This is a genomic window from Micromonospora sp. NPDC047521 (genome assembly GCF_055587305.1).
In genome coordinates this window covers 14,484-37,972 of the sequence record NZ_JBVJGN010000010.1, presented here as the reverse complement: position 1 = coordinate 37,972, position 23,489 = coordinate 14,484, and the positions used below count along the sequence as shown (strand labels likewise).

Below are 23,489 nucleotides of genomic sequence, written 5' to 3'. Positions count from 1 at the left end.
CCGGCTCCCCTTCCTCCCTCCCACCTGCCCTCGCCGCGTCGATCATGAAGTTATTGTCAGGACACGCCGGGATGGACGGCGACAACTTCATGATCGACGAGCGCTGTGGGCGGTAGGCGGGGGAGCGGGGCGGGATGGAACTGGCGCGACGGGTTGGGGTCTACGGGGTTCTGCGGGATGCCGGGCGGGTTCTGGTTGTCCGGGAGGGCCGGGAGCCGGAGGTGTGGTCGCTGCCCGGAGGGCTGGTGGCGCACGCCGAGCACCCCGAGCGGGCCGTCGTCCGCGCCGTTTCCGGGCAGACCGGTTCGACGGTGGCGGTGGGCCGGCTGCTCGCCGTCGTGGCCGACGTGACCGTCCTCGCGCAGGAGGACATCTCGCTGCACACCGACCGGTTGCTCTTCGAGATGACCGCCCGGGGCGGCACGTCGGGCAGCGCCGGAGACGGCGAGGTGGAGACCCGTTGGGTCGCCCCCGAAGAGGCAGCCAGGCTGCCGCTGACGCCGTTCAGCGCCGAACTGCTCGGCCTCCCGGTCACCCCGCTCCCGGCCGGTACGCACCGGTCCGCCGAGCCGATCCCGCCGCCGCACCCCGATCGCCGGCTGCGCTTCGGGGCGTACGGGCTGGTCACCGATCCGGCCGGGCGGATCCTGCTCACCCAGATCGCGGACGGCTACCCGGGTGCCGGTAAGTGGCACCTGCCCGGTGGTGGCACCGACCACGGCGAACAGCCGACCACCGGGCTGCTGCGGGAGCTGGTCGAGGAGGGTGGGCAACTGGGTCGGGTGGTGGAGCTGCTCGGCGTGGACAACCTGCACAACCCCGCCGCGCTGGGCCCCGAGGGCCGTCCGCTGGACTGGCACGGCGTACGGGTGATCTATCGGGTGCTGGTGGACGTACCTACGGATGCGGTGGTCACCGAGTCCGCGGGCGGTTCCACGGCCCGGGCCGGCTGGTTCACCCGGGCGCAGACCGCTGACCTGCCGTTGACGGGCATCGCTGCCTCGGCGATCGGACAACGGGGTCGATAGCACCCCGCTCACTGAGCCGCGATGGTGACCCTCCGGTACAGTCGGGAGAGGGATGACGGAGGAAACGGGCGTTGATGCCCGGGATGGGAATAAGAGAGCGGTTCGCGCGGTTTAAGCCAGATGGAAGTACCGCCGGCAGCTATCGCCAAGTCCTGTTCCCCTATGCGATGGTGTACTCCGCAAAACGGCTGCCGGGCCATCGAAGGTCCGGCACGAGACAGCCGGACACCCCGCCCACGGCGGGCCAGCCGATCCGGTGATGGAGGAAACGTGCCGAGAGCCCCATGGCGCCGGCGTCGTACGACTGACAGTCCGCGCCCCGCAGGGCGTCGCTGGGCGGGCCCGTTGCGCCGCAGCAGCACGTTCGCCCGCCAGGTGCTGCTGGTCCGAGTGGGTCGCCGTGACGACGACCTGCGGACCACCGACCTGGCGCTGCCCGAGCACCGGTATGTCGACAGGCAGCGCCGCCGCTACGGTCTGGACCGGCTCAGCCGGCCGCCGATCGACGCCACCCGCGCGGAGATCGAGGCGGTCATGCCGGTCAGCCCGGCGTTGCCGATGATGCACACCGACGAGGCCACGGCCGGGTCGATCCCTCTGCTCCCCGGTGAGCGCACGATGGCCCGCCGGATGAAGTTCGGCGTGGTCAACGCCTGCACGCTGGCGAGCCTCATGCTCGGTATGCTCGCCATCTTCCTGGCCATGCAGGGTGAGGTGCGCATCGCCGCCCTGTGCCTGATCGCCTGCGTCATCTTCGACGGGCTCGACGGCGCTCTGGCCCGGCGGCTCGGCGTGGCCAGCCCGTTCGGCGCACAGATGGACTCGCTGGCCGACATGTGCTCGTTCGGCCTCGCCGCGCCCGTCGTGGTGTACGCCTCGCTCGCCGGCTCCGTGTCGACGGCCGCCGCCGCGGTGGCGTGTGCGCTTGTCGCGGCGTGTGCCGCGATCCGCCTGGCCCGCTTCAACGTCTCACCGAAGGACGGCCGCTTCTTCTGCGGTGTGCCCACCACCATGGCCGCCGCGGTGCTCGCGGTGACGGTGGCGATCGGCCTTCCGGTGCCCGGTCCGGTGCTTGTCGCAGGGGTGGCGCTGCTCGCCTTCGCGATGGTCTCCAGCTTCCCGTACGCCAAGCTCGCCCGCCTGGTCAAGATGCCGCCGTGGCTGTGGCTGGCCCCGGTGATCGGCGCCCTTGTCGACGTCCGGCTCACGTTCGCACTGATCGTGGTCGGCTACCTGGTCAGTGGGCCGGTGCTCTGGCTGCGGCAGCGTCGTACCGCCTGATCGAGCCACGCAGAACGGGGCGCCGCTAACAGCGGCGCCCCGTTTCTCGTTCTGTCCGGTCAGCGCCAGCGGGCGATGACGCTGGCGCCCCCGACGACCTTGTCGCCCGGACCGACAAGAGGGTCGGCGGCGTCGGCCGGCAGGTAGACATCGGTACGCGAGCCGAACCGGATGAGACCGAAACGCTCACCCTTCGCCAGCAGCGCGCCGATCGGCGCGCGCTGCACGATCCGGCGGGCGATCAGCCCGGTCCGCTGTGCGACAACCACGGTGCCGCGCGCGGTGTCCAGCACGGTGTACGCCGCCACGTTGTGCTCGGCGTCCGGCTTCATGGCGTTGACGAAGCCACCGTCGGCGACGAAGTAGTCCACCACCTTGCCAGCGACGGGCGCCCGGTTGACGTGCACGTCCAACACCGACAGGAAGACGGCGATCCGCAGCCACTCGCCGTCGCCGAAGCGCTCATCGTGCAGCCGCTGCACCGACAGGACCTGCCCGTCGGCGCTCGCGACCACGGCGCTCGGGTCCTCCGGCACGTCCCGCTCCGGGTCCCGGAAGAACGCGGCGACCGGGCCGGCGGCCAGCGCGGGCAGCAGCCACAGCTTCGACGACGGACGCGCCACCCGGGCCAGCGCGGCCAGGCCCAGCGTGATGCCCGCAGCCGCCACACCGTTGGAGTCGATGTGCATCCCGCGGGTCAGCGGCACGCTCGACGGCCGGTACGCCGGGGTCAGCCGGGCCGCCGTGGCCGGGTCGGCCGGGGTGAACCGCAGCCGGTAGATCCGCAGCGGAGGCGAGTTGCGCAGCACCAGGTCGGCGCCGACCCCGTGCAGGGCGTCCTGCCGGGCCAGCTCGGCGGCGGCGCCGGCCGTGCGGCCGGGAGTGGCGGTCGTCGCCACGCTCAGCACCGCACCGTCGGCGAGGTACTTGGCCAGCCCTTCGACGCCGCCGCGGGTCTCCTCCACGGTGCCGTCGAAAGCCTCGCCGGCGATGACCACCGCAGCGGCCTCCGCCTCGGCGAGCGAGTCGACAACGCGCACCCGCTCGGACACCCAGCGGCCCTGCGCGGTGACGTGCTCGCGGAGCAGGTTGGCGTCGGACGACTCGGCGGGCACCACGGTGAGCCGGTCGCCGGGGAGCAGCGCCTCGATCGCGGCGGCCAGCACCGCGGACTCCGGGCTCGCCCCGACCAGCAGGGCGGCCTTGGGATCGTTGATCCGGGCCAGCTCGGTGACGAGCGTTCGGGCGGCTCGCTCGCCGATACGGACCGGACCGGACCGACCGGTGGTACGCACGGCGGGGGACTGGGTCATGTCGGACGGGCTCCTGACGGGGTAGCGACGGGAATCGCGGCGGGACCGCCATGGCGGGTCGGGCCGGCCGGCGGAGGCGGGATCTCCACCGGCCAGCATATGCCGCCCGTCCGCGCCGGCCACACCGCCGAGGCGGTCGAGCGGCCGGCGCGGACGCCCCCGTCGCGTCACGGCTCGGTGCGCCGTCCCCCCCGCTCGTCCACCGGCCGGTCGTCGGCGGCCGGCACCTGTTGGTCGACCCGGGTCGGCTCGTCACCCGTCGGGCCGGCCTGATCAGGAAGGGGTGCGGTGTCCGGCTCCGGCGGCGAATGGGCCAGCCACGCCGGGTGGATCACGTCGCCGGGCGGTGCCTCCGGCGTGCGGAACTCCGCCGTCGGCGCCTCCGGTGTGCGGAACTCCGCCGTCGGCGCCTCCGGTGCCGGGGGAGCGTCCCAGGTGGAGCGTTCGGCCTCCCAGCTGGGCAGGGGCGCACCGGAGGTCGGGACGTCGACCGCGGTGAGCGGCGTGGTCGCCCCGGAGACGGGCGCGGCCGCCCCGAAGACCGGCTGCGCGGCGGCGGTCTCGACTGCCGACTCCGGCTGGGTCGGCCGGCCGGAGCGCAACGCGCCGACCAACCCGAAGACGCCGATCAGGATCAGCGCGCCGGCAAGGAACCAGCCGACAGGCGGTAGCGCGAGCCCGAGCAGTTGGGCGAGCAGCCACCAGGCGGACAGCGCCAGGAACACCAGCCCGAAGGCGAACGACACCAGGTCGGTGCGGTGAGCCTTCATCGGGTCACCTCCAGGTTTCCGGCATTGACGTGGATGTACAGGCGTAGCGTCCCGCCGCCGGCGCCGTCCGCGCCGAGGTCGGTGGACTCCCGCAGGCGGCCGTCCAGCCCGCCGGAGTGGTTGCCGAAGATGGTGGCGTCACCCGCGTTGACGTCGGCCACCGTGGTGACGTCCACGTTCGGCGGGACGACCACGGTCGCCTGGCCGAAGTTGATCGCCACGGTCACCTGGGTGTCCCGTTTCGCGAAGTCGATCCCGCGCAGGTCGAGCACGGCGTCACCGAAGCTGTTCTCGTACCTGTCGGCGAGGTCGCGGTAGTCGGTGGGCGCCCAGGTGACAGCGCCGTCGACCCCCCGGATCCGGTCGTACGACTCGGCGACGGTAGCCGTGCCCAGCGCGGCGGCCGTCACCAGACCGAGCGCGATCAGCCAGCGGGCCCGACCGAACCAGGTGCCGACCAGCAGACCCAGCCCGATGGTGGCGAGCGCGGCCGCGAAGTACGCCGACGCGCCGATGTTGAAGACGTCGAGCAGGTCGAGCAGGGCGACCAGGCCGAGGGCCAGGAAGATCAGGGAGAAGGTCACCGCGCCGAGCGGCGAGCGCTCCTTGGGCCGCTTCGGCGGCTTCGGCGGCTTGCGCGGGGGGTACGCGGGCGGTGCCGGTGACGCGTACGGGCCGTGCGGGGCGAACGGGGGCCGGTAGCCGCCAGACGCCGTCGGGGTGCCGGGGGCGGGTGCCCCGGCCACCGGTGCCGCAGGCCAGCCGGCACTGGGAGCCCCGGTGGTCGGCCAGGCGGGCGGGGGCGCCGGCCAGCCCGCCGGCGGCGAGGACGTCGTGCCGGACGGCTGCCCGGCTGTCGCTCCCACCCCGGAGACCGGTTGCGTGGCGGCCACCGGCGGGGCGTCGTACGCCTGGGTGGGGGTGGTGGGTGGCGGCGTCGCGTACGCCGGGTCGCCGCCAGCCAGGGGCGCCGTGGCCGACGGGCCGGTGGGAGGCGCCGCGCTGTACGCCGGAGCCGGCCAGCTGACCGGCGGGACCGGCCCGGGTGGCGTACCGACAGGTGGCGGTCCGACAGGCGCCCCCGGCTGCGGCCCCCGGCTGTCCCGGTTGAGCAGCAGCGCCCCGCCGATCAGGATGGCCGCGCCGAGCAGCACGGCACGGAAGGCGTCGGTGACGATGTAACCGAAGCTCGCCGCGACCAGGATGCCCAGGATGATCACGGTCACCGGCGACATGCTGGACCGGCCGCGCCCGAGCATGGACTCGACGGGGGATGCCGTGTCGCCCTCGTTCGGGATGATCAGCCACGCGGCGACGTACACCAGGATGCCGATGCCGCCGAAGAACCCGAGGACGGCGAGCAGCACCCGCCAGAGCACCGGATCGGTGTTGGTGGCCCGGCTGATCGCCGCGCAGACCCCGGCGAGGTAGCGCCCCTCACGCGGCCGGACCAGGCCGTACCGCGAGGTGAAGCCGGCGCCGCCAAGCGGCGGTGGAGGCGCGGACGGACCGGGACCGCCCGGACCGGGTGGTGTGCCCCCGGCCGCGCCGTAGCCGGTGTCCGGCCCGTAGCCGGTGCCGGGCGGGTAGCCCGTGCCGCCGCTGCCCGCGAAGGCCGCGGTGGGGTCGGCGCCGGACCCGGCGGCGGGCGGGCCGAACGTGGTGGGCTCGGCCCAGCCGGACGGCGTGGCGGCTGGTGGGGGCGGTGATGAACCGCCCGGCTGTGCCGACCCCGGGCGGGCCGGCTGGGCAGCTTCCTCGGTCATGCCTCGATCCTGCTGCGCGGTCCGCCCGAGCGACCTCAGGACCCGACCCTGACCCCACCCTGAGATCTGGACGGCCGGAATGTCGGGGGCGTCCCCGTGGTCGCGGGCGCCGCAGCGTGTGACGATCGGATTCACCGATCCCGACCGACCCGCCACCGTGACCAGGGAGCCCGCGATCAGCACCGTCATCCCGCCCCCGCGCCTCTACCGCGCCCCCGAGCATCGGATGGCCGCCGGTGTCGCCGCCGGCATCGCCGACCACCTCGGCATCTCGGTGCTGCGCGTCCGGGTCGCGTTCATGGTGCTGCTCGGCCTGAGCGGGCTGGGCCTGCTGCTGTACGCGGCCTTCTGGGCGGTGGTGCCGCTGCGTCCCGGAGACACCGCCGTCCCGCCCCGACGGGACGTGGCCCAGCTCCTGCCGTTCGTGGGGATCGGGCTCGGTGTCCTGCTGATCCAGGTGATGGTGTTCGACTCGGTAGGCGCGGCGGGCACCGCCGGCTGGCTGGTGGCCATCATCGCGGTGGGCGCCGGTGTCATCTGGCACCAGTCCGCCCCCGAGCGGCGCCGACGGTGGGGCGACACGCCGGTGCCGTGGCTCGGCGCGGTGGTCGAGGAGAGCGACAGGCGGGCCTTCGTGCTCCGGTTCATCGGCGGGGGGATCCTCGTCGCGGTCGGCATCATCGGTGTGGCGGCCGTCTACTCGCCGGCACAGAACTTCGACGCGGTGATCAACGGCGTGATCTTCGCGCTGGTGGGGCTGGCTGGGGTCGGTGTGGTCGCCGCGCCGGTGCTCTGGCGGACGTACAACCAGCTCCGCTCCGAGCGCGAGGGGCGCATCCGCGAGCAGGAGCGGGCCGAGTTGGCCGCGATGGTGCACGACCAGGTGCTGCACACGTTGGCCCTGATCCAGCGCAACGCGGGGGACGTCAAGACGGTCCAGCGGTTGGCGCGGGGTCAGGAACGGTCGCTGCGCAACTGGCTCTACAAGCCCACCGCGTCGCCGCACGAGCGTTTCGCCGCCGCCCTGGAGCAGGCCGCCGCCGAGGTCGAGGACACGTTCGCGATCACCGTGGAGGCGGTAGTGGTGGGGGACCGGGAGACCGACGAGAAGGTGGGCGCGCTGGTGGCGGCCGCGCGTGAGGCCCTGGTGAACGCGGCCCGGCACGCCGGGGTGCAGACCGTCTCGCTCTACGCCGAGGTGGAGCCGGACCAGGTGAGCGTCTTCGTCCGGGACCGGGGGAAGGGCTTCGATCCGGATACCGTGGAGGACCACCGGCACGGCGTCAGCGGCTCGATCATCGGGCGGATGAAGCGGCACGGCGGACGGGCCGAGATCCGGTCCGGACCGGGGGAGGGGACCGAGGTCCGGTTGATCCTGCCGATCTCCCGGGACTCGTCCGCAGCGGAGAGGAACAGATGACCATGGCCGAGCAGCCGACCGAGCACCTCGACCCGGCGCAGGCCCGCCCCGAGCGGCTGCGGGTGTTCCTGGTGGACGACCACGCCATGTTCCGCGCCGGCGTACGCGCGGAGTTGGGCGCCCACGTCGAGGTGGTGGGCGAGGCGAGCACGGTGGCCGAGGCGGTCACCCGGATCGCGGCCACCACTCCGGACGTGGTGCTGCTCGACGTGCACATGCCCGACGGTGGTGGACGCGCGGTGCTGGAGGCGATGCGGCGGGGCCACCCGCAGGTCAAGTTCCTGGCGCTGAGCGTCTCCGACGCGGCCGAGGACGTGATCGGTCTGATCCGGGCCGGTGCTCGGGGGTACGTGACCAAGACGATCTCGCCGGACGAGTTGGCGGCGGCGATCCGTCGGGTCGCCGACGGTGACGCGGTGTTCAGTCCGCGGCTGGCCGGGTTCGTGTTGGACGCCTTCGCGGCCCGGCCGGACGCCCCGGTCGCCGATCCGGAGCTGGACCAGCTCACCAACCGTGAGCGGGAGGTGCTGCGGCTGCTCGCCCGGGGGTACGCGTACAAGGAGATCGCGAAGGAGCTGTTCATCTCCATCAAGACGGTGGAGACGCACGTGTCGAACGTGCTGCGCAAGCTTCAGATGTCCAACCGCTACGAGCTTTCCCGCTGGGCGGCGGACCGAAGGCTCGTGTGACCCATTCCTCTTCCCCGACATTTGGGGTAGATGCCACGGATACCGCTGCCGGGGGCTGACAAACGATCAGCCCTCACTCCATACTGCCCCGGTCCCGTCTCCGCGCGTGGGTGCTGAGCATCCCGCGGAGGCTGCGGCTCACGTGTGCCCGCGCGAGCGGGTCACCCCTGGGGGAGAGGTACGCGAATCTTGATGTTCGGACAACGAGGACGACGTTGGGCTCGGGTCGCGTTGGCGGCCGTGGCCGGTGGCGCGCTGGCGTTCGGCGTGGCGGGTGCCGCCTCCGCGGCCCCGGCCACCGGTGTGGCCAAGGCGGTCGAGGGCACCGAGGTGGCCCTGAAGCTCGACGGTAAGCCGCGCACCACGTCGGCGCTGGCGCTCAAGATCGACGGCAAGCTGGTGCCGGCGTTCTGCATCGACTACCGCACCGCGGTGAAGCTGGACGGCAAGTACGAGGAGGGCACCTGGGACGAGTCCCAGGTGAAGAACCTCGGCAAGGTGCAGTGGGTGCTCACCCACGGCTACCCGAACGCCGACTCCGCGAAGCTTCTCGCCGCCGCCGGCGTCGACACGAAGATCGGCAAGAAGCGGCTGGAGACCCTGCTCTACTTCGGCACCCAGACCGCCGTCTGGCACTTCAGCGACGGCATCGAGCTGGGCGCCTGGGAGAAGGGGCTGCTGGCCCGCGACCAGTACGAGGTGATCACGAAGGTCCGTGACTACCTGGTCAAGAACGCCACCGACCAGCCGGAGCCGCGGGCCGAGCTGTCCGTCGACCCGGCCAACGCCACCGCCACGGTCGGCGCGAAGGCCGGCCCGTTCACGGTGAAGGGCCCGGCGGGCGCCATCACCGTCGCCGCCACCGGCGGCGCGGCCGTCGACGCCGAGGGCAAGCCGGTCACCACGATCGCCAACGGCGGGCAGTTCTGGCTGACCGCCGAGGCCGCCGGCACGGTGAACGTGACGCTCACCGCGCAGGACTCGGTGTCCTTCGGCCGGGTGTTCCTGTTCACCGGCACCAAGAAGGCGCAGAAGCTGATCCTCGGCGGTAGCACCGGCGCGACGGTCACCGCCAAGGCCGCGGCGTCGTTCACGGCAGTTCCGTCGAGCCCGACGCCCACCCCGACCGTGTCGGCCTCGCCGACTCCGTCCGGCACCCCGACGGCCACCACGCCGCCGGCCAGCCCGGCTCCGTCCACCTCGCCGGCCAGCGGTGGCGGCGCCCTGCCGCTCACCGGTTCGCCGATCGCGGCGGCGGCGACCGCTGGCGTGCTGCTGCTCGCCGCGGGTGCGGTGACCGTGCTGATGGTCCGCCGTCGCAAGGTCCGCTTCACCGCCTGATCCACTCCGGCTCCACCCGGCCCCGGCTCCGCCTCGCGCGGTGCCGGGGCCGGTGCCGTTCGTGCCCCGGCGGCGCGCGATGCCGTTCCGCGCGCCGCCGTCGAGGATCAGACGAGCAGCCTGGACGCCCTCGGCCACCCAGTCGACGATCTTGGCTGCGCGGACGAAGCCCAGGTCAGCCGGACGGACAGATAACGAGAGCGTGTTTCAGGCCGGACGAAGCGCGGGAAACCTCACACGATGCCGCCCCCTTACCGCCGTCCTGGCCGGTTCGTCGACGTATTTCCTGCTCAGGGCTGCCCGACCCGACCCCTTTATGATCATTTTTCAAGTATCGGCAACGTGGCGGGCAACTAACGGCTTGATAACGGCACCTTCACGGAAGCGGCCGGTGGGTGTCACAGTGGCAGCACCTCACCCTCGGTGTGTGGCACCCCGTACGGTCCACGACCACGACCCTCGCTGTTTCCACGGCGGATCGTGGCCGTGTCGCCTGCGTAGGGCCACGCCTCGGCGGTGGGCAGCCCGGCGGATCGGAACATCAGGGGTGTCTCCAACTTCCCTGTGATCCCGACGACCCGCGCCCCCGGGGTGGTCGGGCGGTGTCACCCCCAAAACGTGCGTGAAACCCACGACGGAACCAGGTTAGAAAGAGGAGGCCCCTCGGAATGAGAGTCTCGAAGCGGGCGACGAGCGCGATCGCGCTCAGCGCGGCTGCCGCGCTTGTCGCGAGCGGTTGCTCGAGCGGTGACGGCGACGGCGACGCCGCCGCCAGCAAGGACGGCTCGATCGTTATCCACGGCGTCCAGCCGGAGAACCCGATGGTCCCGTCGAACACCACGGAGACCGGCGGCGGCAAGATCGTCGACTGGCTGTGGACCGGCCTGGTCGAGTACCCGAACGACGGTGGGGCCCCGCGCAACGCGCTGGCCGAGTCCATCGACACCAAGGACTCCAAGGTCTTCACGATCAAGATCAAGAAGGGTACCAAGTTCCACGACGGTACCGAGGTGAAGGCGAAGAACTTCGTCGACGCCTGGAACTGGGCCGCCTACTCGCCGAACGGTGCGCAGAACGGCACCTTCTTCGCGGACATCGCGGGCTTCGACAAGACCTACACCGAGGACCCGGACGGCCCGGACGGCCCGAAGAAGGCCCCGGAGCCGTCGGCCAAGGAGATGTCCGGCCTGAAGGTCATCGACGAGCAGACGTTCGAGGTCACCCTGGCGGCCCCGACCGCGGTCTTCCCGACCAAGCTCGGCTACAGCGCCTTCATGCCGCTGCCGGACGCCTTCTTCACCATGAAGCCCGAGGACTTCGGCAAGAAGCCGATCGGTAACGGCCCGGTGAAGTTCGTGTCGTGGGAGGACAACGTCCTCATCAAGCTGACGCGCTTCGACGACTACAACCTGCGCGACAAGATGAAGATCAAGGACGTCGACGTCAAGCTGTACCAGGACGAGAACGCCGCGTACAACGACGTGCTCGCCAACAACCTCGACTTCCTCGAGACCATCCCCACCTCGGCTCTCGCCGGTGACAAGTGGAAGACCGACCTCGGTGACCGGGGCCTGTCGACCACCACGCCGTCGACCGCGTTCATCGCGTTCCCGATCTACGACAAGCGCTTCCAGGACCCCAAGCTGCGTCGCGCGGTGTCGCTGTCGATCAACCGGCAGGAGATCTCGGACAAGATCTTCTTCGGTACCCGCAAGCCGGCCGACAGCTGGGCGAACCCGCTGACCCCGGGCGCCAAGCCGGGTAACTGCACCGCCTGCAAGTTCGACCCGACGACGGCCAAGCAGCTGCTGACCGAGGCCGGTGGCTTCACCGGCGAGATGGTCCTCTACTACAACGCCGACTCCAGCCACAAGGACTGGATGGACGCCGTTGCGCAGCAGATCAAGACCAACCTCGGCATCGAGGCTCGGGCTGAGGGCGTGCCGACCTTCGCGGTCTTCCGCCAGAACGTCAACGCCCACAAGATGACCGGTCTGTACCGCGCTGCCTGGCAGCAGGACTACCCGGACGTGGAGAACTGGGTCAACCCGCTCTTCATCACCGGTGGCTCCTCGAACGACGGCCTCTACAGCAACAAGGAGGTCGACGCGCTCGCCAAGCAGGCCAGCGCCGCACCGAGCCTGGAGGCCTCGCACGAGGCGTTCGCCAAGGCTGTCGAGCTGGTCGACAAGGACGTTCCGACCATCCCGATCTACTTCTACGGCCAGCAGTCCGGCCACTCGGAGAAGATCAAGAAGCTCGAGCTGAACAACGTCGGTGAACTCGACATCACCTCGGTCGAGCTCTGATCCGAACGGTCTGACCCCGGGTCGGGCTCGCCACATCCGGTGAGCCCGACCCGGGGCCGTTCCGCGAGTGGGTGTTACAACACTCCACTCGCCACGTTGTCACCACCGTGTCGGCCGTCCGACGCGCCCCCTGTCTGGAGGACCACCCCATGGGCCGTTATCTGTTGAGACGGCTGCTCCAACTCGTGCCGGTCTTCATCGGTACGACGTTCCTGATCTACGCCCTCGTCTGGGCCGTCCCGGGCGATCCGTTCGCCGGCAAGTGCGGTGAGCGTCGCTGCCCGGATCAGTACATCGCGTTCATGACCGAGAAGTACCACCTCGACCAGAACGTCTTCGTGCAGTACGCCAACTACATGAAGAACCTGCTCCAGGGCGACTTCGGTCAGACGTTCTCGCAGCGCGAGATCAGCGACATCATCCTGACGTCGTACCCCAACACGCTGAAGCTGGCCCTGGTGGCGCTCGCCATCGAGGCCGTCATCGGCCTCGGCGCCGGCGTACTGACAGGTCTTCGGCGCAACGGCTTCCTGGACAACCTCGTTCTGGTCTCGACCCTCTTCCTGATCGCGCTGCCGGTCTTCGTCATCGGCTTCCTGCTCCAGTGGCTGCTGGGCGTTCAGTGGGGCATCATCAAGCCGACCGTCTCCTCGGAGATGCGGTTCTCCGAACTGATCGTGCCGGGCTTCGTGCTCGGCAGCGCGTCAGTGGCGTACATAGCCCGGGTCGCACGAACGAGCATCGCGGAGAACCGCCGTGCCGACTACGTGCGTACCGCCATCGCCAAGGGCCTCCCGATGCGCCGGGTGGTGGGCGTGCACCTGCTGCGCAACTCGCTCATCCCGGTGGTCACCCTGCTCGGCACCGACCTCGGTGCCCTGATGGGCGGCGCGATCGTCACCGAAGGCATCTTCGGGATCAACGGAATCGGCCGCCAGGTCTTCCGCGCGATCGTCACCAAGGAGAGCGCTACCGTGGTAGGGATCGTGGTCGTCCTGGTGCTGGTCTATCTCGTGATGAACCTGCTGGTTGACCTGCTCTACGCCGCCCTGGACCCGAGGATCCGCTATGAGTGACCCGAGTACCGCATCGATCGTCAGCACCCCCGCCGCGCACCCGACCGACTCTCCCGCCCCCGCTTCCCAGGGGCCGCAGAGCAAGGAGAAGCCGCGCGGCCTGCTCGGTGACGCCTGGCGGGACCTTCGGCGCAAGCCGCTGTTCTGGATCTCGGCCACGCTGATCGTCGTCTTCCTGCTGATGGCGGCCTTCCCGGCGCTGTTCGCTCCGGGCGACGCGGTCAACGGCTCCCTGTCCCGCAGCCTCGACAAGCCGTCGGCGAACGGCTGGTTCGGCTACGACGTGCAGGGCCGGGACGTCTACGCCCGGGTCATCTACGGCGCGCGGGCCTCCATCGTGGTGGCAGTGCTCTCCGTACTGGGCACCCTGCTGGTCGGTGGCACGATGGGCATCATCGCCGGCTACCGCGGTGGCTGGGTCGACGGTCTGCTCAGCCGGATCGCCGACGTGTTCTTCGGCCTGCCGTTCGTGCTCGGCGCGATCGTCATCCTGACCACGTTCAACGGTTCGGGTGCGAGCAACAGCAAGGCCGAGATCATGGGCCTCGTCATCGTCTCCCTGACCGTGCTGAGCTGGCCGGTCGTGATGCGGCTGATGCGCTCCTCGGTGCTCGCCACCAAGGAGGCCGACTACATCGTCGCGGCTCGGGCGCTGGGTGCCGGCACCGGCCGGATCATCCTCAAGCACCTGCTGCCGAACTGCCTGGCCCCGTTGCTGGTCTACGGCACGATCATGGTCGGCTCGTTCATCGGTGCCGAGGCGACGCTGTCCTTCCTCGGTGTCGGCTTGAAGTCGCCTGTGGTGTCCTGGGGCATCATGATCAGTGACGGGCAGCAGTTCATCCGGGTCGCGCCGGGGCTGGTGTTCTTCCCCGCCGCGTTCCTCGTCACCGCAGTGCTGAGCTTCGTGATGCTCGGTGAGGCGGTCCGCGAGGCCCTCGATCCGAAACTCCGCTAGGGGAGATCCAGTTGTCCGACATTCTCGTGTCCGAGCAGTCCGCGCCGGGATCCGGCGGGTCCGGACGTCCCTCCGGCCGGCTGCTCGAGGTCGACGACCTGCGGGTGGAGTTCCGCACCCGGGACGGCGTCGCAAAGGTCATCAACGGGGTCACGTACCACGTCGACGCGGGAGAGACCCTCGCCGTGCTCGGCGAGTCCGGCTCCGGTAAGAGCGTCACGGCGCAGACCATCATGGGTATCCTCGACACGCCCCCGGGGTTCGTCACCGGTGGGCAGGTCCGCTTCCACGGCAAGGACATGCTCCGCATGTCCAGCGAGGAACGCCGCCGCATCCGCGGCGAGGGCATCGCGATGATCTTCCAGGACGCGCTCTCCGCGCTGAACCCGGTCTTCACCGTCGGGTTCCAGATCGCCGAGCAGTTCCGCGTCCGGCGGGGCCTGGGCCGCGCCGAGGCCAAGAAGCGCGCGATCGAGATGCTCGACCAGGTCAAGATCCCGAACGCCAAGGGCCGGTTCAACAACTATCCGCACCAGTTCTCCGGCGGTATGCGGCAGCGCGCGATGATCGCGATGTCGCTGGCGCTCGACCCGGAGGTGCTGATCGCGGACGAGCCGACCACCGCGCTCGACGTGACCGTGCAGGCCCAGATCATGGACCTGCTCGCCGAGCTCCAGCGTGAGCGGCACATGGGCATGATCCTGATCACCCACGACCTCGGCGTGGTCGCCGACGTCGCGGACCGGATCGCGGTCATGTACGCGGGCCGGATCGTCGAGGAAGCCGACGTGTACGACCTGTACGCCAAGCCGGCGCACCCGTACACGATGGGTCTGATCGACTCGATCCCGCGGATGGACGAGAAGGGGCAGCAGCTCCGGACGATCAAGGGCCTCCCGCCGAACCTGATGAACATCCCGCCGGGCTGCCCGTTCAACCCGCGCTGCCCCATGGCCCAGCCGGTGTGTCGGGAGAAGGTCCCGCCGCTGCTGCAGGTGGGGAACGCCCGGGCCAGCGCCTGCCACTTCGCCGAGGAGCTGGTGAACCGTGACTGAGAACATCATCGAGGTCCGCGACCTGGTCAAGCACTACCCCGTCACCCAGGGTGTGGTGTTCAAGAAGACCGTCGGCCAGGTCAAGGCGGTGGACGGGGTCTCGTTCGGCCTGCGTGCCGGTGAGACGCTCGGCGTGGTCGGCGAGTCCGGCTGCGGCAAGTCGACACTCGCCCGGGTTCTGATGAACCTGGAGAAGCCGACCGCCGGCAGCGTGGTCTACAAGGGCCAGGACATCTCCAAGCTGTCCGGTGGCGCGCTGCGGCGTCTGCGTCGACAGATCCAGCTGGTCATGCAGGATCCGTACACCTCGCTGAACCCGCGGATGACCGTCGGCGACCTGATCGGTGAGCCCTTCGAGATCCACCCGGAGGTGGCACCGAGGGGCAGCCGGCGCAGCAAGGTCAAGGAGCTGCTCGACCTGGTCGGGCTCAACCCGGAGCACATCAACAGGTATCCGCACCAGTTCTCCGGCGGTCAGCGTCAGCGCATCGGCATCGCCCGCGCCCTGGCGCTGCGCCCGGAGATCATCGTCTGCGACGAGCCGGTGTCGGCGCTCGACGTGTCCATCCAGGCCCAGGTCATGAACCTGCTGGAGCAGTTGCAGTCCGAGTTCGGGCTGTCGTACGTCTTCATCGCGCACGACCTGTCAGTGGTCCGGCACCTGTCGGACCGGGTCGCGGTCATGTATCTCGGCAAGATCGTCGAGATCGGCACCGAGGACGAGATCTACGAGCGGCCGACGCACCCGTACACCCAGGCGCTGCTCTCCGCCGTGCCGGTGCCGGACCCGACCCAGCGGCACAACAAGACGATCATCCGGCTCACGGGTGACGTGCCGTCGCCGATCAGCCCGCCCTCGGGCTGCCGGTTCCGGACCCGCTGCTGGAAGGCGCAGGATGTCTGCGCCGAGAAGGTCCCGCTGCTGGAGGTCCGGCAGGGCTCGGACCACCCGAGCGCCTGCCACTTCGCCGAGAAGCGCGAGATCGTCGCCACGCACGAGGTGTGAGGTCCCCGGAACCGCCTGCCGACGTCAGTACGACGACGGCAGGCGGTTCCGTCTGTACGGCGCCGTGCGCGACCCAGCCCCCGGGGCGGCCCGAGGGGCTGGGTCGGACGCCCACGACGCCGTCGGGGCACCTCACAGCGGGCCGCGACCCGCCCGCAGCAGCAGCAGTGCCAGTTGGGTGCCGTCCGCGCCGAGCGCGGTCCGGAAGCGTTCCAGGATCTCCCGCTCCCGGGAGAGCACGAGCCGCGTCCCGCCGGAGGCCATCCGGGTGACCCCTACCTCCTGGGACAGCGTCGCCCGTTCCTGCCAGAGCGAGATGAGCGCGTGGTCGATCTCGTCGATCCGTTCCCTGATCTGCACGATCCGGGCGGCGGCGGTCGGCTCCGCCGTGCCGGTGCGTGCCTCGCCCGGCCCGCCGTCCCCGCTCGGCGGCACCACCGCCGGCTCGCTCCCGTTCGCCGGGGACTGCTCGGCCACCGGTCGGCTCGGGTTGCCGCTCTGCTCCACCACGTCTGTCATCATCGGGTACCTCTCGCACTGTGGTGCCCGGTGCCCGGAACCCGGGACGAAAAAGCCCCGGACTCCAGGAGCCCGGGGCTGTTCGCAGGTCTGATCGATCAGGCGCGACCTACGGCAGCCGGACTCCCGGTGCCGTAGTAAAAGTAGTAGCGCGCAGCGATCACGCCGTCGAGTATGCCCACGACGGTGGTCGGTGCGCAAGGATTCGGCGCCAACAGAGGGCATCGGGCGCGGGACCGGCGGGCGGGAAGTGTCCGACCGGCGGCATAGACTTGCTGCGCGATGCATCCTCTCTTCGACATTCCCGCGTCCCCGCCTGCGCCGGAGTCCGCGCCGGCCCGCCCGGACCGGCCCCGGCCCGCCGCCGTCCGCCTCGATCCGCAGCAGCTGCTCGCCGGGCTGAACGGCCCGCAGCGCGACGCGGTCAGTCACGCCGGTTCGCCGCTGCTGATCGTCGCCGGCGCCGGTTCCGGCAAGACCCGGGTGCTCACCCACCGGATCGCCTACCTGCTCGCCGCCCGGGACGTCCACCCCGGGGAGATCATCGCGATCACCTTCACCAACAAGGCGGCGGGCGAGATGAAGGAGCGCGTCGCCGCGCTCGTCGGCCCGCGCGCCCGCCTGATGTGGGTGTCGACGTTCCACTCCGCCTGTGTCCGGATCCTGCGCGCCGAGCACGAGCACGCAGGCCTCAAGTCGACCTTCTCGATCTACGACGCGGACGACTCCCGGCGGCTGATGCAGTTGGTCGCCCGCGAGCTGGACCTCGACCCGAAGCGTTACCCGGCGCGCGGGTTGGCCGCCCAGGTCTCCAACCTGAAGAACGAGCTGGTCGACCCGGAGCAGTTCGCCGCGCGGGCCACCGGTCCCAACGAGCGGGCCCTCGCCGAGGCGTACACGCTCTACCAGCGCCGGCTGCGCGAGGCGCACGCGCTGGACTTCGACGACCTGATCATGACGACGGTGCACCTGCTCCAGTCCCACCCGCACGTCGCGGAGAGCTACCGGCGGCGGTTCCGGCACGTGCTCGTGGACGAGTACCAGGACACCAACCACGCCCAGTACGTCCTGATCAAGGAGCTGGTGTCCGGCACCGACGGCCTGGAGCCGGCCGAGCTGTGCGTGGTCGGTGACGCGGACCAGTCGATCTACGCGTTCCGGGGCGCGACGATCCGCAACATCCTGGAGTTCGAACGGGACTTCACCGACGCGCGGACGATCCTGCTGGAACAGAACTACCGCTCCACCCAGACGATCCTCAACGCCGCCAACGCGGTGATCGACCGGAACACCTCCCGCAAGCCGAAGCGGCTGTGGAGCGAGGCCGGTGCCGGCGAGCGGATCGTCGGGTACGTCGCCGACACCGAGCACGCCGAGGCCGACTGGGTGGCCCGCGAGATCGACCGACTCGTCGATGCCGACGAGACCCGACCGGGCGACGTCGCGGTCTTCTACCGCACCAACGCCCAGTCCCGCGTCTTCGAGGAGGTGTTCATCCGCGTCGGCCTTCCGTACAAGGTGGTCGGTGGGGTGCGCTTCTACGAGCGCAAGGAGGTCCGCGACGCCCTGGCGTACCTGCGGTCGGTGGTCAACGACGACGACACGGTGAGCCTGCGGCGGGTGCTGAACACCCCTCGCCGGGGCATCGGCGACCGCGCCGAGGCGTGTGTGGAGGCGCTCTCCAGCCGCGACCGGATCTCGTTCGGCGCGGCGCTGCGCCGCGCCCGGGAGGCGTCGGGCATCTCCACCCGGGCGGCCAACGGCATCGCCGACTTCGTGGCGCTGCTCGACGGCGCCCGTGAGCTGGCCGAGACCGGCACCCCGGAGGAGGTGCTGGAGGCGCTGCTGACCCGCTCGGGCTACCTCACCGAGCTGGAGGAGAGCCTGGACCCGCAGGACGCCGGCCGGGTGGACAACCTCCAGGAGCTGGTGAGCGTCGCCCGGGAGTACACCGAGCGCATTGAGGCGACAGGCGACGACGGCGAGCGGGCCACCCTGGCCGGCTTCCTGGAGCAGGTCGCGTTGGTGGCGGACGCCGACCAGATTCCGTCGGACGACCCCGACCACCAGGGTGTGGTCACCCTGATGACGTTGCACACCGCCAAGGGCCTGGAGTTCCCGGTGGTCTTCCTGACCGGGCTGGAGGACGGCGTCTTCCCGCACCTGCGTTCGCTTGGCGACACCCGCGAGCTGGAGGAGGAGCGCCGGCTGGCGTACGTGGGCATCACCCGTGCCCGGCAGCGGCTCTACCTCTCCCGGGCGGTGACCCGCTCGGCGTGGGGGCAGCCGGCCTACAACCCGCCGTCGCGTTTCCTGGAGGAGCTGCCGACGGAGTTGGTGCACTGGGAGCGCACCGAAGGGTCGTACACCTCGTGGGCTGGCGGGGGCGGCGGCGTCGGCGGTCGCGCGGACCGCGCGCCAGGCGTGCGTGGCACCTTCACCGGGGGTACGCCGAAGGCGGCGCAGCTTGCTCAGCGGCTCGGCGTGGACGCCAGCCGGCTGACCACGGCCAGCGAGTTGCCGCAGGGGCCCAAGGTGGCGGCCGGAGACCGGGTCAACCACCAGCGGTACGGGCTGGGGCGGGTGCTCGCCGTCGAGGGTCATGGCCCGGGCGCCCGCGCGCAGATCGACTTCGGCGACCAGACCATGTGGCTGGTGCTGCGCCACGCCCCGATCGACAAGCTCTAACCCCCAGAACCGCGCCGATCTTGCACTTCCGGTGGGTGACAGGGGCGGGTATGCCCCTTGTGTCGCGCCCGAAGGTGCAAGATCGGCGCAGGAGTGGCGAGGTCAGCAGCCCAGGTTGACGCCTCGGGTGCGCATGAAGGGGGCCGGGTCGATCTGGTTCCACATTCCCTGGTGCACCTCGAAGTGCAGGTGCGGGCCGGTCGCGTCGCCGGTGGCGCCCTCGTAGCCGATGACCTGGCCGGCCCTGACCTTCTGGCCGACGGTGACCGCGATGCGGCTCTGGTGTGCGTAGTGGGTGAGGTATCCGTTGCCGTGGTCGACGAAGACGGAGTTGCCGTACCCGTCGGCGGCGTCGCCGGCCTGGGTGACGGTGCCGGCGGCGGCGGCGCGGATCGGCGTGCCGGAGGGCAGCGCCAGGTCGATGCCGGCGTGCAGGGTGCCCCAGCGCTGTCCGTAGCAGGACGTGACCGAGGCGCCCGGCATCGGGTCGACCCAGGCGGGCGTCGGCTTGGTGGTCTTCTTCGGCTTCGGCTTCGGCTTCGGCTTCGCGGTGACCGTCTTCGTCGGGGTCGGGCTGGCGCTGGCCGTGGACGGGCTCACGCTCGGGCTGGCCGACGGGGGCGCGCTCGACTCGCGGGCCGACCGGTCCGCGCGGCTGGCGGCCTCGGCGCGGGACTGCGCGTCGGCGGAGACGGCGGTGGGTGCCGGGCGGTCCGGGCCGGTCGTGGCGACGGCGACGCCGCCCACGCCGAGCGCGACCGCGGCGGCTGCGCCGAGCACGATGAGGCGGTTCCGCCGGCCGGGGCGCTGCGGCTGCTCGACACTGGTGTCGGGGGTGTTCTCGTTCTGGACGGGGCTGTCTTCCTGCACGGCGGACCTTCACAGTCGAGGGGCACTTGACCTCGAAATACTGGTGTCGGGTCGGCTCGGGCCGGGTACCGGGACCGGACCACCGTCCGGCGGATCGGCACCGTGCTGCCCTGATAAGTCCCGCCCTGGAGGTTTCCGTCCGTAATTGTGATCATGTGGTGTAGTGCCGTCGGTCACAGCCAACAGTGTGATCCAGCAGACATGCGCCAACGAAAAACCGCCCGGATCGACAGATCCGGGCGGTCAACGGTCGATACGCAGCGTCAGGGCGCGGCTACCTCGCTGTAGATTGCCTCGACTTGCAGCTTGATGTCCACTCCGCGCTCCTGCAGGTAGGGCACCGGGTCGATCGGCTGGCCCTTGACATGGAGCTCGAGGTGCAGGTGGACGCCGTAGGCGTGGCCCGTCTGGCCCACCAGACCGAGCTGGTCGCCCGCCTTGACCTGCTGCCCCTCCTTCACGGTGACCGCCGAGGAGTGGCCGTAGATCGCTTCGGTACCGTCGGCGTGCTGGACGATCACCGCGTTGCCGTACCCGCCGAACCAGCCGGCCTTGGTGACCAGGCCGTCGTGCACCGCCACGTACGGCGTGCCCTCCGGGACGACCAGGTCGACGCCGGTGTGCATCTTGCCCCAGCGCAGTCCGTACGGGGAGTTGAAGTCGTAGCCCTGCAGTGGCAGCAGCCAGACCTCGCGCTCGGCCGCCTCCTTGCCCCGGCTGTCCCGGGAGGCGCGGTCGGCGTTGTCCGCACGGGCCGCGGCGTCCTGGCTGGTGACGGAGGCCTGCTTGAGCTCGTCGAGGACCGACGGGCTGACGTCCTTGGCGTCCGGCAGGGCGCTCGCGCCGAGCGCGACGATGCCGGCTCCGACGAACGCCGTGGTGACGACCGCGGCGTAGCGGCTGCGGGGTGGGGTGGGTACGCGGCGGCGACCGCGATATCGATCGGGCTCAGACGACAGGCGCTGGCGCACGCACACCCTCCGTTGTCGGGGTTCCGAGGCGGCCGGTGGGCGTTCGTGAAGCTTCGTTGAACGTCCGCTGACCGCGTCGTCACCCGTCCATGGACCTGATGACAACCGTGGACACGTTAGCCAACCACCAGGCGAGTCACAAGCCAGAGCGAACAATTGGCGTGTCGATCTGTCCGTTTGCGTCCATGATTGTCATGCATCGCGCCGTCGAACGGTGCCCCTGTTACTGCCCGTTCGTCGCCGAGCGTGACCGGTCCGGCGGAGTCGTCCGGCTTGACGGCGAGGGCCGCCGGGCCTCGCCCCGGCTGAGTCGCGCCCGGCGGGTTTACCGGCCCGGATTTCCCGGGCCCGGTCGGCCGGGTTACCGTTCGTTCAGGTGAAGGCCGTGGAGCCGGTGAAAGGTGTGCGCTGATGAGCTCTCGTATTCGGGTCGTCGTCGCGAAGCCAGGCCTGGACGGCCACGACCGGGGCGCCAAGGTCGTCGCGCGCGCCCTTCGTGACGCCGGCATGGAGGTCGTCTACACCGGTCTGCACCAGACTCCGGAGCAGATCGTGGAGACCGCCATCCAGGAGGACGCCGACGCGGTAGGCCTCTCCGTGCTGTCCGGCGCGCACATGACGCTCTTCCGTCGCGTCCTGGAGCTGCTCGGCGAGCGGGACGCGCGGGACATCGTCGTGTTCGGCGGCGGCATCATCCCCAACGGCGACATCCCCGAGCTGGAGAAGCTGGGCGTCGCCAAGATCTTCACGCCGGGGGCCACCACGCAGGCGATCGTCGAGTGGGTCCGGGAGAACGTGGCGCAGCCGGTCGCCTGACACGTACCGGCGCGGGTCGTCGGGCGGGTCCGGGCACGGGGGAGGGGCCGGACGCACCCCTCACACGTCCGGCCCCTCTATGCACGATGCCCCGCCGCCACCCCTCGACCGACAGGGCATCGGCCGTCTCCCGTCATCGCGCTGTGCAGCGCTCCGACACCTGACTCAACGACGCCCCGTCAGGCGGGTTACGCACCCCCGGCAACATCGCCCGGACGGCTGACACCGTGCGTGTCGGGCACCGAAACCCGCCCCTCGTACGGCCGGGTTGTGCATTACCGCACACCGTGCACCCGCTCGGTTGCCGGCCGTGCCCACCTCGCTAGGCTGCGGCCAATGGCCTGTGTCAAGTGATGACAGGCGTCAAACTGTTTTCTGAACGCTGGTGGCGGCGCGACGGCGCGCCGCGGAGACGGGACGGGACGCGCAATCGTGGACCTGTACGAGTACCAGGGGCGGGACCTGTTCGAGCGGCACGGCTTGCCCGTGCTGGCCGGCGGCGTCGCCACTACCCCTCAGGAGGCCCGCGCGATCGCCGAACGCCTCGGCGGTCGTGTGGTCGTCAAGGCGCAGGTGAAGGTCGGCGGACGAGGCAAGGCCGGCGGCGTCAAGCTGGCCGAGGGTCCGGATGAGGCGGTGGCCAGGGCCACCGACATCCTCGGCATGGACATCAAGGGTCACACCGTCCACAAGGTCATGATCACCGTGACGGCGGACGTGGCCGAGGAGTACTACTTCTCGTACCTGCTCGACCGGGCGAACCGCACCTTCCTCTGCATCGCCAGCGTGGCCGGCGGTATGGACATCGAGCAGGTCGCGGCCGAGACCCCGGATCGCGTGGTCAAGGCGCCGATCGACGCGAACACCGGCGTGGACGAGGCCAAGGCGCGGGAGATCGTTTCCGCCGCCGGCTTCCCGGCCGAGGTCGCCGACCAGGTCGTCGAGGTGGCCGTCGGCCTGTGGCAGGCGTTCGTCGCCGAGGACGCCACGCTCGTCGAGGTGAACCCCCTCGCGAAGAACGGCGACGGTCGGCTGCTGCTGCTCGACGCCAAGATCACCTTGGACGAGAACGCCGCGTTCCGGCACCCGGACCACGAGGCCCTGGTCGACCAGGCCGCCGTGGACCCGCTGGAGCAGGCCGCCAAGGAGAAGGACCTCAACTACGTCAAGCTCGACGGCGAGGTCGGCATCATCGGCAACGGCGCGGGCCTGGTCATGTCGACCCTCGACGTCGTCGCGTACGCCGGTGAGCGGCACGGCAACGTCAAGCCCGCCAACTTCCTCGACATCGGCGGCGGCGCGAGCGCCGCGGTGATGGCGAACGGGCTGGAGATCGTGCTCTCCGACCCGGCCGTGAAGAGCGTCTTCGTCAACGTCTTCGGCGGCATCACCGCCTGCGACGAGGTCGCCAACGGCATCATCCAGGCGCTGGCCCTGTTGGAGCAGCGCGGCGAGCAGGTCACCAAGCCGCTCGTCGTCCGCCTCGACGGCAACAACGCCGAAGCCGGCCGGGCGATCCTGGACGGCGCGAACAACCCGCTCGTACAGCGGGTGGACACCATGGACGGCGCGGCCGAGCGGGCCGCCGAGCTGGCAGCTGCGGGGGTCTGATC

At 70.7% G+C, this 23,489-nt stretch carries 19 protein-coding genes and 1 pseudogene; 13 read left to right on the top strand and 7 right to left on the bottom strand.

Translation table 11 applies throughout. The annotated features are described in order from the left end of the window. Positions 1-134: 134 nt before the first annotated feature. A complete protein-coding gene (locus tag ACZ6N8_RS21530; RefSeq protein WP_466012229.1) occupies positions 135-1,028 on the top strand; it encodes an NUDIX hydrolase in 894 nt (297 codons plus the stop codon). Between the two features lie 345 nt (positions 1,029-1,373). Then, positions 1,374-2,309, top strand: a complete 936-nt coding sequence (locus ACZ6N8_RS21525; protein WP_466012227.1) for a CDP-alcohol phosphatidyltransferase family protein — start codon at positions 1,374-1,376, stop codon at positions 2,307-2,309. Between the two features lie 59 nt (positions 2,310-2,368). On the opposite strand, the gene ACZ6N8_RS21520 is transcribed toward ACZ6N8_RS21525, so the two are convergent. The 3 genes and pseudogenes from ACZ6N8_RS21520 to ACZ6N8_RS21510 form a co-directional block, all read right to left on the bottom strand. Beyond that, positions 2,369-3,622 carry a phosphatidylserine decarboxylase gene (locus tag ACZ6N8_RS21520; protein ID WP_466012225.1) on the bottom strand — a complete coding sequence of 418 codons (1,254 nt, stop codon included), beginning with the start codon at positions 3,620-3,622 and terminating at the stop codon, positions 2,369-2,371. Positions 3,623-4,155: 533 nt separating this feature from the next. Next, positions 4,156-4,392, bottom strand: a pseudogene (locus tag ACZ6N8_RS21515) (hypothetical protein); the annotation flags it as partial. After that, complete coding sequence (locus ACZ6N8_RS21510; protein WP_466012223.1) at positions 4,389-6,158, bottom strand: PspC domain-containing protein; 1,770 nt, start codon at positions 6,156-6,158, stop codon at positions 4,389-4,391. The gene ACZ6N8_RS21510 and the pseudogene ACZ6N8_RS21515, both read right to left, overlap by 4 nt. Before the next feature lie 157 nt (positions 6,159-6,315). Here ACZ6N8_RS21510 and ACZ6N8_RS21505 point away from each other — a divergent pair, with 157 nt between their 5' ends. From ACZ6N8_RS21505 to ACZ6N8_RS21495, 3 genes are all read left to right on the top strand, one after another. Further along, positions 6,316-7,578: a PspC domain-containing protein gene (locus tag ACZ6N8_RS21505; protein ID WP_364375376.1), complete on the top strand. Its 1,263-nt coding sequence runs from the start codon at positions 6,316-6,318 to the stop codon at positions 7,576-7,578. Positions 7,579-7,580: 2 nt separating this feature from the next. Beyond that, entirely contained in the window at positions 7,581-8,267 is a 687-nt protein-coding gene (locus ACZ6N8_RS21500) for a response regulator (protein WP_466012459.1), read from the top strand. 192 nt (positions 8,268-8,459) lie between these two features. Further along, positions 8,460-9,608: a thioester domain-containing protein gene (locus ACZ6N8_RS21495; protein WP_466012221.1), complete on the top strand. Its 1,149-nt coding sequence runs from the start codon at positions 8,460-8,462 to the stop codon at positions 9,606-9,608. Positions 9,609-10,006: 398 nt separating this feature from the next. On the opposite strand, the gene ACZ6N8_RS21490 is transcribed toward ACZ6N8_RS21495, so the two are convergent. Continuing rightward, complete coding sequence (locus tag ACZ6N8_RS21490) at positions 10,007-10,150, bottom strand: hypothetical protein (protein WP_364375370.1); 144 nt, start codon at positions 10,148-10,150, stop codon at positions 10,007-10,009. A 126-nt stretch (positions 10,151-10,276) separates the two neighbouring features. Between ACZ6N8_RS21490 and ACZ6N8_RS21485 the strand changes: the two genes are divergently transcribed. The 5 genes from ACZ6N8_RS21485 to ACZ6N8_RS21465 all read left to right on the top strand — a co-directional run bounded on the left by ACZ6N8_RS21485 (position 10,277) and on the right by ACZ6N8_RS21465 (position 16,012). Beyond that, the gene (locus tag ACZ6N8_RS21485) at positions 10,277-11,917 is read left to right on the top strand and encodes a peptide ABC transporter substrate-binding protein (RefSeq protein ID WP_466012218.1); all 1,641 of its coding nucleotides are present in this window, start codon (positions 10,277-10,279) and stop codon (positions 11,915-11,917) included. Positions 11,918-12,066: 149 nt separating this feature from the next. Next, the gene (locus tag ACZ6N8_RS21480) at positions 12,067-12,993 is read left to right on the top strand and encodes an ABC transporter permease (protein ID WP_387115672.1); all 927 of its coding nucleotides are present in this window, start codon (positions 12,067-12,069) and stop codon (positions 12,991-12,993) included. Then, positions 12,986-13,951 (top strand): ABC transporter permease, encoded by a 966-nt coding sequence (locus tag ACZ6N8_RS21475; RefSeq protein WP_466012216.1) that lies wholly within the window; start codon positions 12,986-12,988, stop codon positions 13,949-13,951. Before ACZ6N8_RS21480 ends, ACZ6N8_RS21475 begins: the two co-directional genes overlap by 8 nt. A 26-nt stretch (positions 13,952-13,977) precedes the next feature. Then, complete coding sequence (locus ACZ6N8_RS21470; RefSeq protein WP_387116056.1) at positions 13,978-15,006, top strand: ABC transporter ATP-binding protein; 1,029 nt, start codon at positions 13,978-13,980, stop codon at positions 15,004-15,006. Beyond that, positions 14,999-16,012 carry an ABC transporter ATP-binding protein gene (locus ACZ6N8_RS21465; protein ID WP_466012214.1) on the top strand — a complete coding sequence of 338 codons (1,014 nt, stop codon included), beginning with the start codon at positions 14,999-15,001 and terminating at the stop codon, positions 16,010-16,012. The genes ACZ6N8_RS21470 and ACZ6N8_RS21465 overlap by 8 nt, the downstream gene beginning before the upstream one ends. 132 nt (positions 16,013-16,144) lie before the next feature. Here ACZ6N8_RS21465 and ACZ6N8_RS21460 read toward each other — a convergent pair whose 3' ends face one another. Next, the gene (locus tag ACZ6N8_RS21460; RefSeq protein WP_466012457.1) at positions 16,145-16,489 is read right to left on the bottom strand and encodes a chorismate mutase; all 345 of its coding nucleotides are present in this window, start codon (positions 16,487-16,489) and stop codon (positions 16,145-16,147) included. Between the two features lie 324 nt (positions 16,490-16,813). On the opposite strand from ACZ6N8_RS21460, the gene pcrA reads away from it, so the two are divergent. Beyond that, complete coding sequence (gene pcrA, locus ACZ6N8_RS21455; protein WP_466012212.1) at positions 16,814-19,219, top strand: DNA helicase PcrA; 2,406 nt, start codon at positions 16,814-16,816, stop codon at positions 19,217-19,219. Positions 19,220-19,321: 102 nt separating this feature from the next. Here the strand turns inward: pcrA and ACZ6N8_RS21450 are convergent, their stop codons facing one another. Together ACZ6N8_RS21450 and ACZ6N8_RS21445 are read right to left on the bottom strand one after the other, a co-directional pair. Continuing rightward, on the bottom strand, positions 19,322-20,089 hold the full coding sequence (locus tag ACZ6N8_RS21450) for a M23 family metallopeptidase (RefSeq protein WP_466012211.1): 768 nt from the start codon (positions 20,087-20,089) through the stop codon (positions 19,322-19,324). A 263-nt stretch (positions 20,090-20,352) separates the two neighbouring features. Beyond that, entirely contained in the window at positions 20,353-21,060 is a 708-nt protein-coding gene (locus ACZ6N8_RS21445; protein WP_466012209.1) for a M23 family metallopeptidase, read from the bottom strand. Between the two features lie 411 nt (positions 21,061-21,471). Here ACZ6N8_RS21445 and ACZ6N8_RS21440 point away from each other — a divergent pair, with 411 nt between their 5' ends. Both ACZ6N8_RS21440 and sucC read left to right on the top strand, forming a co-directional pair. Next, complete coding sequence (locus ACZ6N8_RS21440; protein WP_139584684.1) at positions 21,472-21,876, top strand: cobalamin B12-binding domain-containing protein; 405 nt, start codon at positions 21,472-21,474, stop codon at positions 21,874-21,876. Between the two features lie 432 nt (positions 21,877-22,308). Further along, entirely contained in the window at positions 22,309-23,487 is a 1,179-nt protein-coding gene (gene sucC / locus ACZ6N8_RS21435; RefSeq protein WP_364375348.1) for an ADP-forming succinate--CoA ligase subunit beta, read from the top strand. Positions 23,488-23,489 lie beyond the last annotated feature (2 nt).